The sequence below is a fragment of the Candidatus Synechococcus spongiarum SH4 genome (assembly GCF_000586015.1).
In the GTDB taxonomy this organism is placed as follows: Bacteria; Cyanobacteriota; Cyanobacteriia; order PCC-6307; family Cyanobiaceae; genus Synechococcus_B; species Synechococcus_B spongiarum_F.
Window position 1 is genome coordinate 1 of the sequence record NZ_JENA01000086.1, and the last position, 6,493, is coordinate 6,493.

Annotated in this window: 4 protein-coding genes and 1 pseudogene; 3 read left to right on the forward strand and 2 right to left on the reverse strand. The window is 59.5% G+C overall.

Annotated elements, in window-relative coordinates; genetic code table 11:
- The 3 genes and pseudogenes from tyrS to uvrA all read left to right on the forward strand — a co-directional run.
- The coding region (gene tyrS, locus BG35_RS0105250; RefSeq protein WP_025782005.1) for a tyrosine--tRNA ligase at positions 1-1,055 on the forward strand (1,055 nt) is incomplete at its 5' end.
- Between the two features lie 8 nt (positions 1,056-1,063).
- Positions 1,064-1,836, forward strand: a pseudogene (pyrF, locus tag BG35_RS10445) (orotidine-5'-phosphate decarboxylase).
- A gap of 67 nt (positions 1,837-1,903) precedes the next feature.
- Positions 1,904-4,870 (forward strand): excinuclease ABC subunit UvrA, encoded by a 2,967-nt coding sequence (gene uvrA, locus BG35_RS10450; RefSeq protein WP_080688034.1) that lies wholly within the window; start codon positions 1,904-1,906, stop codon positions 4,868-4,870.
- On the opposite strand, the gene BG35_RS11540 is transcribed toward uvrA, so the two are convergent.
- Together BG35_RS11540 and BG35_RS0105270 are read right to left on the reverse strand one after the other, a co-directional pair.
- Positions 4,867-5,805 carry a class I SAM-dependent methyltransferase gene (locus tag BG35_RS11540; RefSeq protein WP_051506156.1) on the reverse strand — a complete coding sequence of 313 codons (939 nt, stop codon included), beginning with the start codon at positions 5,803-5,805 and terminating at the stop codon, positions 4,867-4,869. The genes uvrA and BG35_RS11540 overlap by 4 nt on opposite strands.
- The gene (locus tag BG35_RS0105270) at positions 5,786-6,352 is read right to left on the reverse strand and encodes a DUF1269 domain-containing protein (RefSeq protein ID WP_025782006.1); all 567 of its coding nucleotides are present in this window, start codon (positions 6,350-6,352) and stop codon (positions 5,786-5,788) included. Before BG35_RS0105270 ends, BG35_RS11540 begins: the two co-directional genes overlap by 20 nt.
- Positions 6,353-6,493 lie beyond the last annotated feature (141 nt).

Sequence of the window (6,493 nt, forward strand, 5' to 3'; positions counted from 1 at the left end):
TCTACCGCAAGCTGCGGGCCTTTCAGGATGCCGGTCACACCGCGGTTGTGATCATCGGGGACTTTACCGCCCGGATCGGGGACCCCACCGGCAAATCAGCCACCCGGCCCCGGCTTGACGCCCGGGAGGTGGAGGAGAACGCCCGCACGTACCTGGAGCAATTGCGCCCGATTCTGGATTTCGTTACGCCGGGACGGCTGGAGATTCAGCGCAACAGCACATGGCTGGCCAAACTGGATCTCACCCGAGTGATCGGATTGCTGGGCACGGCAACCGTGGGGCAGATGCTGGCCAAGGAGGACTTCGCCAACCGTTACGCACAGGGGACGCCCGTTGCCCTCCACGAGTTTCTCTACCCCCTCCTCCAGGGCTACGACTCCGTGATGGTGAAGGCGGATGTGGAACTGGGGGGGACGGATCAGAAATTCAACGTGGCCATGGGGCGGGATCTGCAACGTCATTTTGGCCAGCCGCCCCAGTTCGGGCTGTTGATGCCCATTCTCACGGGCGCCGACGGGGTGCAAAAGATGAGCAAGAGTCTGGGCAACACCATCGGCCTCCAGGAGGATCCCCTCACCACCTACTCCAAGCTGGAGAAGGTGGCGGATACGGTGGTGGACGACTACATCACCCTGCTGACGGACCTGGATCCGGCGGCCATGCCCCGGGATCCCCGCCAGCGGCAAAAAGCCATGGCCCTGGAGGTTACCGCCTCTCTCCATGGCAGGGAGGCGGCGCAACAGGCCCAGGCCGCCGCGGCCGCTTTGGTGCTGACACCCCGATCCGGCGCCTCGGAGGCCCAGGCGCCGGAAACCCGCCTTGCCTCCATCTGGGACTGGTCAACCCCCATTCCGGCCTATCAATTGCTGCATGGGGTCTTCAAAACCAGGGCAGGGATCACCAGCGCCAGCGAAGCCCGTCGCCGCATCCAGGGGGGCGCCCTGCGCCTTGACGGGGAGAAAATCACGGATCCCAAAGCGGCTTTCGCCAGGGAGACCCTGGAGGGGAAGGTGCTCCAGCTTGGGAAAAAGACCTTCTGCCGTCTGGTTGCCTGATGGGCGCCATGGGCAACGCCGCTGACTTTCAGGCCCTCTTGCCCGCCTCCCCGGAGGAGCGGCTCATTGTGGCCCTGGATGGCTGTGACGGGGATGGGGCCATGGCGCTGGCGGCGGGGATTCCCGGATTGCGCTGGGTGAAGGTGGGTCTGGAACTGTTCATCAGCGCGGGGCCCGGCATTGTGACCCAACTGCGTAGCCGTGGCCTGCGGGTGTTTCTGGATCTCAAATTGCACGACATTCCCGCCACCATGGCTGGAGCCTGCCGCCGCGCCGCCGTGCTTGGGGCCGGCCTGCTCACGGTCCATGCCAGCGCAGGCGCGGCGGCCATGGCCATGGCCCAGCAGTCCGCCGCCGAGGCCGCCGCCGAGGCCGGTTTGCCGCCCCCCTGCTGTTGGCGGTCACGGTGCTCACCAGTTGGCATCCCCAGCCCTTCCGTCAGCAACTGGTCGTTGCAGATTCCCTATCAGCCCATGTGGAGCACCTGGCCCAACTGGCGGCCCGGGCCGGTCTGCACGGCTGCGTCTGCGCCCCCCGGGATGCGGCCCGGCTCCACCGCCAGCAGCCCGCCATGGCCCTGGTCACCCCCGGCATCCGCCCCCACCTCGTCCAGGCAGACGACCAGGCCCGAACCATGACGCCCGCCGAGGCCATGGCCAGCGGCGCCACATGGCTGGTGGTGGGGCGGCCCGTAACCCGGGCCGCGGATCCCGGCCTGGCGTTTGCCCAACTCCGCCAGCAGATTGCCGCGGCTCCCCACGGCCGTGGCCCTGTCCCCTGACAACCCTCCGCTCCCATCCCCGTGGGGCGGGAACAGTAGAATCCGATGGCTTCTCAACCTCCCGTTAATGCCCATTGAGCGGCCAACCAGGGAACCCCTTGATCTGCAGGACCCTTTGGCGTCTACGGAGATTTTCCAGGAGCCGTCCCCAGATAAGGTGATCCGTATTCGTGGCGCTCGGCAACATAATCTTCGCAATATCAACCTCACCATTCCTCGTAATCGCCTGGTGGTGTTCACGGGCGTCAGTGGCAGTGGCAAGTCTTCCCTCGCGTTTGACACCGTTTTTGCCGAGGGCCAGCGGCGCTACGTGGAGAGCCTGTCCACCTATGCGCGCCAGTTTCTGGGTCAACTGGATAAGCCCGACGTGGACGCCATCGAGGGGCTCTCCCCCGCCATTTCCATTGATCAGAAGTCCACCAGTCACAATCCTCGCTCCACGGTGGGCACGGTGACGGAGATTTACGATCACCTGCGCCTCCTCTTTGGTCGGGCCGGACAGCCCCACTGCCCCCACTGCAGTCGCCCCATCAGGCCCCAGACCATTGACGAGATGGTGGGCGCCATTCTCCAGTTACCGGAAGGGATTCGTTTTCAATTGCTGGCCCCCGTGGTGCGGGGCCAGCAGGGAACCCACGCTCGTCTGCTGGCCAGTCTGGTGGCGGAGGGATTTGCCCGGGTGCGCATCAACGGGCAGGTGAGGGAACTGAACGACGACATCGTACTTGAGAAAAATCATCATCACACCATTGAGGTTGTGGTGGATCGGCTTGTTGCGCGCCCCACGATTCACGAGCGCCTCAACGACTCTCTGCGCACGTGCCTGCAGCGGGGGGATGGTCTGGCAGTGGTGAACGTGGTGTTACGCCAAGGGGAGGAATTGCCTCCCGGTATCGAGCAGGAGTGGATATTCTCCGAACACTTTGCCTGTCCGGTGCATGGGGCAGTGATGGAAGAGCTTTCCCCACGTTTATTTTCCTTTAACTCTCCCTATGGCGCCTGTCCGGATTGCCATGGTATTGGCCATCGCCGTTGCTTTACTGTGGAACGGGTCATTCCTGATCCCAACCAGCCTATCTATGCAGCGATTGAACCATGGAGTCACCGGGATGATCATTATTCACATTCGCTTCTCTATAGCCTTGGCAAGGAGCTTGGCTTTGACTTGCAGACACCTTGGTCTCAACTTGATTCCGCACAACAGCAGGCTATTCTCTATGGCGTGGAGGATCTGGTTCCTGTTCATGGAGATAGTCGATATCGATCTGGCCAAGGTTACAGGCGGAGGTTTCGTGGTGTGCTTGCCATGTTGGAGCGCCAGTATCAGGAGACAGGTTCTGAAGCCATGCGCCAGAAACTCGAACACTATAGGGAAGCAGTTGTCTGCAAAAGCTGTTCCGGACGACGACTGCGACCAGAGGCCTTGTCTGTGCTGGTGGGTCCTTACGGGATTCATGATCTCACCAGCATGACCATTGACCGGTGCCTGGCCAGTCTTGAGCGATTGGGTGGCATGGAGGAAGAACAAACCCCCCCGTTGCTGACGCCACGCCAGTTGCAGATTGCCCAGCCGGTCCTGGTTGAAATTCAGGCTCGCCTCCGATTTCTTCTGGATGTGGGGTTAGACTATTTGAGTCTGGATCGCGCCGCCATCACCCTCTCCGGTGGCGAAGCGCAGCGGATTCGGCTGGCCACCCAGATTGGTTCCGGTTTAACCGGTGTACTCTATGTGCTGGATGAGCCCAGCATTGGATTACATCAGCGAGACAATCATCGTCTTTTGCAAACCCTCTTCCGGTTACGGGACCTGGGTAACACCCTTATTGTTGTGGAGCATGACGAAGACACCATCCGATCCGCAGATCATCTGGTGGATATTGGTCCTGGCGCCGGTGTCCACGGGGGGAAAATTATTGCCTCCGGCTCCCTTGGTAAGGTGCTATCCAGTCAAGATTCCTTAACCGGGGCCTATCTATCGGGCCGTTGTCATCTCCCCACGCCAGAGCAACGTCGCCACCGTAACCGGCGTTGCCTCCAGATGGTCAACTGTCACCGCAACAACTTGAAAAACCTGAATGTTACCATCCCCCTGGGACGGCTGGTGTGCGTTACCGGCGTGAGTGGCAGCGGCAAGAGCACCTTGGTGAATGGGTTGCTTCAGCCTGCCCTGGAGAACAAGTTGGGCCATAGGACACCATTTCCCGATGGCTTGGGAGCACTCCAGGGGGTTGAAGCTTTGGACAAGGCGATTGTCATTGATCAGTCCCCCATTGGCCGCACGCCCCGCTCAAACCCGGCTACGTATGTGGGTGCCTTTGACGCGATTCGTCAGTGTTTTGCGGCCACCGTTGAGGCAAAAGCCAGAGGGTATCGGGCGGGGCAGTTCAGCTTTAATGTCAAGGGAGGACGTTGTGAAGCCTGTGGAGGGCAGGGTGTGAACGTGATTTCCATGAATTTTCTGCCTGATGTCTATGTGCAATGTGATATTTGTAAAGGCAAAAGATATGATCGGGAAACATTGCAAGTCCGTTATAAAGGTTATTCCATTTCTGATGTGCTGGAAATGACAATTGAAGAGGCCACGGATGTCTTCTCAGCCATCCCGCCAGCGGCGCAGCGATTGCAGAGCTTGGTGGATGTTGGATTGGGTTATATGCGGCTGGGGCAATCCGCACCAACGCTTTCTGGCGGAGAAGCTCAGCGCATGAAGTTGGCAACGGAACTTTCAAAGCGGGCCACGGGTAAAACCTTGTACCTCATTGACGAGCCCACCACCGGCCTCAGTTTTTACGACGTTCATACGCTGATGAATATCCTGCAACGCCTGGTGGACAAGGGCAATTCAATTGTCATTATTGAACACAATCTAGATGTGATCCGCTGCGCCGACTGGCTGATTGATTTGGGGCCGGAAGGGGGAGATCGTGGCGGCGAGCAGGTGGTCTGCGGAACGCCTGAGCAGGTGGTTGAGCATCCTGACAGCCATACAGGCCGCTATCTGAAGCCTCTGTTGGCCCACCAGCCGGATGCTTAGCCGCTCTCTGCCCTGCCTACAACTCCATGGTAAAGACCCATGAAAGCAGGATATGTAATATCATCTGTTTCCGAGAGATAATGGGGTCCAACCTCTTCCGGTTTGAGATGATTGACGGTTTCATAGCCCAGCCCACCAAGGAAGCCGGGCAGCTCGTCTGGCACAAAACTGGAAATCCATGGTTCTCCACGCCTGGCAACAAAGTTGGCGCTATCCTCCTGCATTCTAATGAATCCGCAAGGAGTCAGCTTGGGATTGGCAAGATAATCAAACATGATGGCTGAATCAGGGGCCATGTGGGAAGAGATACTGATCAACGTTTCTTTAATTGATTCCATCTCCAGGTAATAGGTAACGCCAAACCAGGAGAACAGAGCGGGACGTGTTGTATCGAAATTGGCCCGTGCCAAAGCTTGATGGAGTTTCTCCTGGTTGAGATCCGAGGCCACATAATGCACATTCCCATGCTCTTTGATTCCCGCCGCTTTCATGCGCTCCCGTTTCGACTGCTGGGTTGCGGCCTGGTCCAGTTCATAGAGGGTCAGTTTCTCCATCAGGTCGGGCCGTCTTGCGGAAAACGTGTCATATCCCGCCCCCACGATCACGTATTGATCCAGACCATTCTTGATGGATGCCTCCAGAAGATCTTCACCAAAACGGGCACGGGTATAGACCAACGGCATGATGCCCGAGGCACTTGCCAACAGGGTGTCCACCACCAGGGCGGAGAGGCAGTCACTGGAGACCACGCGACGCCAGAACTCTCCGCACATGGCCAGGGCATGGGGATCGTCAAACAACGGTTGTTTGGCGCGGCGCCGATGAAGCGCCCGTATGCCTGCCGCCATCTCGGCAGTCTTGCTGGGATTGGCAACAGTGATGTTGGTGGGTGAGTCCATGGACCGGATCAGTACACTACGGATGATGATGCTCATGGGATGCTGAATCTTCCGACTTTGTCTGTGTCTCTGTCTGTGTCTCTTCAAGATGCTTGCTCCACTCCAGGGCTTTGCGAAGCTTTTTCTCGCCGGTGTGGCTGAGGCTCGTGTGCAGAAGCCTGGTGTGGGTGGCATGGCTCTGCAGCTTTTCCAGAACACGGTCCACGGTGACCGTGCGCACCAACAGGCAAAGGGCGGCGCTGTCTTCAGGCAGGGTGCGTCCCAGTTCCCGCATGAAGTCATCGTTAATACCCATATCCGCCAGCGCCCCTGACGCCGCGCCAACCCCTGCCCCCACAGCAGCCCCCAGGAGGGGATTGAGCGCAATCAACCCAATCAGTGATCCCCAGAACCCGCCACTGATGGCGCCGGCGGTTGTGAGGTTCACGGCTTGACGCAGGTGGACATGGCCCTGCTTGTCCCTCTCCACCACAACGGCATCCTCCAGGGAAATCAGGTGCTGTTGTTGGAGACCTGCCAACTCTTGACGCACGTCTTCGGCTTCCTCCACCGTGGGGAATCCCACCACAACCAGGTGACTCATGGCTTGATGCGGCGACTGGAGCGGGGACGGGGGCGTGACCGACTACCACCCTCGCGGCGGCGTGATCCTGGCTGATCCTGACTGCCCAATGGTTTGTGAGGTTCGGAGGATGATGGGGGCTCTTGCCACTGCCCTGGGGAA

What these genes read in the sequence shown, in the direction of transcription:
- uvrA (WP_080688034.1), top strand. Translation starts at nt 1,904, where the DNA reads ATGCCCATTGAGCGGCCAACCAGGGAACCCCTTGATCTGCAGGACCCT.
- BG35_RS11540 (WP_051506156.1), bottom strand. Translation starts at nt 5,805, where the DNA reads ATGAGCATCATCATCCGTAGTGTACTGATCCGGTCCATGGACTCACCC.
- BG35_RS0105270 (WP_025782006.1), bottom strand. Translation starts at nt 6,352, where the DNA reads ATGAGTCACCTGGTTGTGGTGGGATTCCCCACGGTGGAGGAAGCCGAA.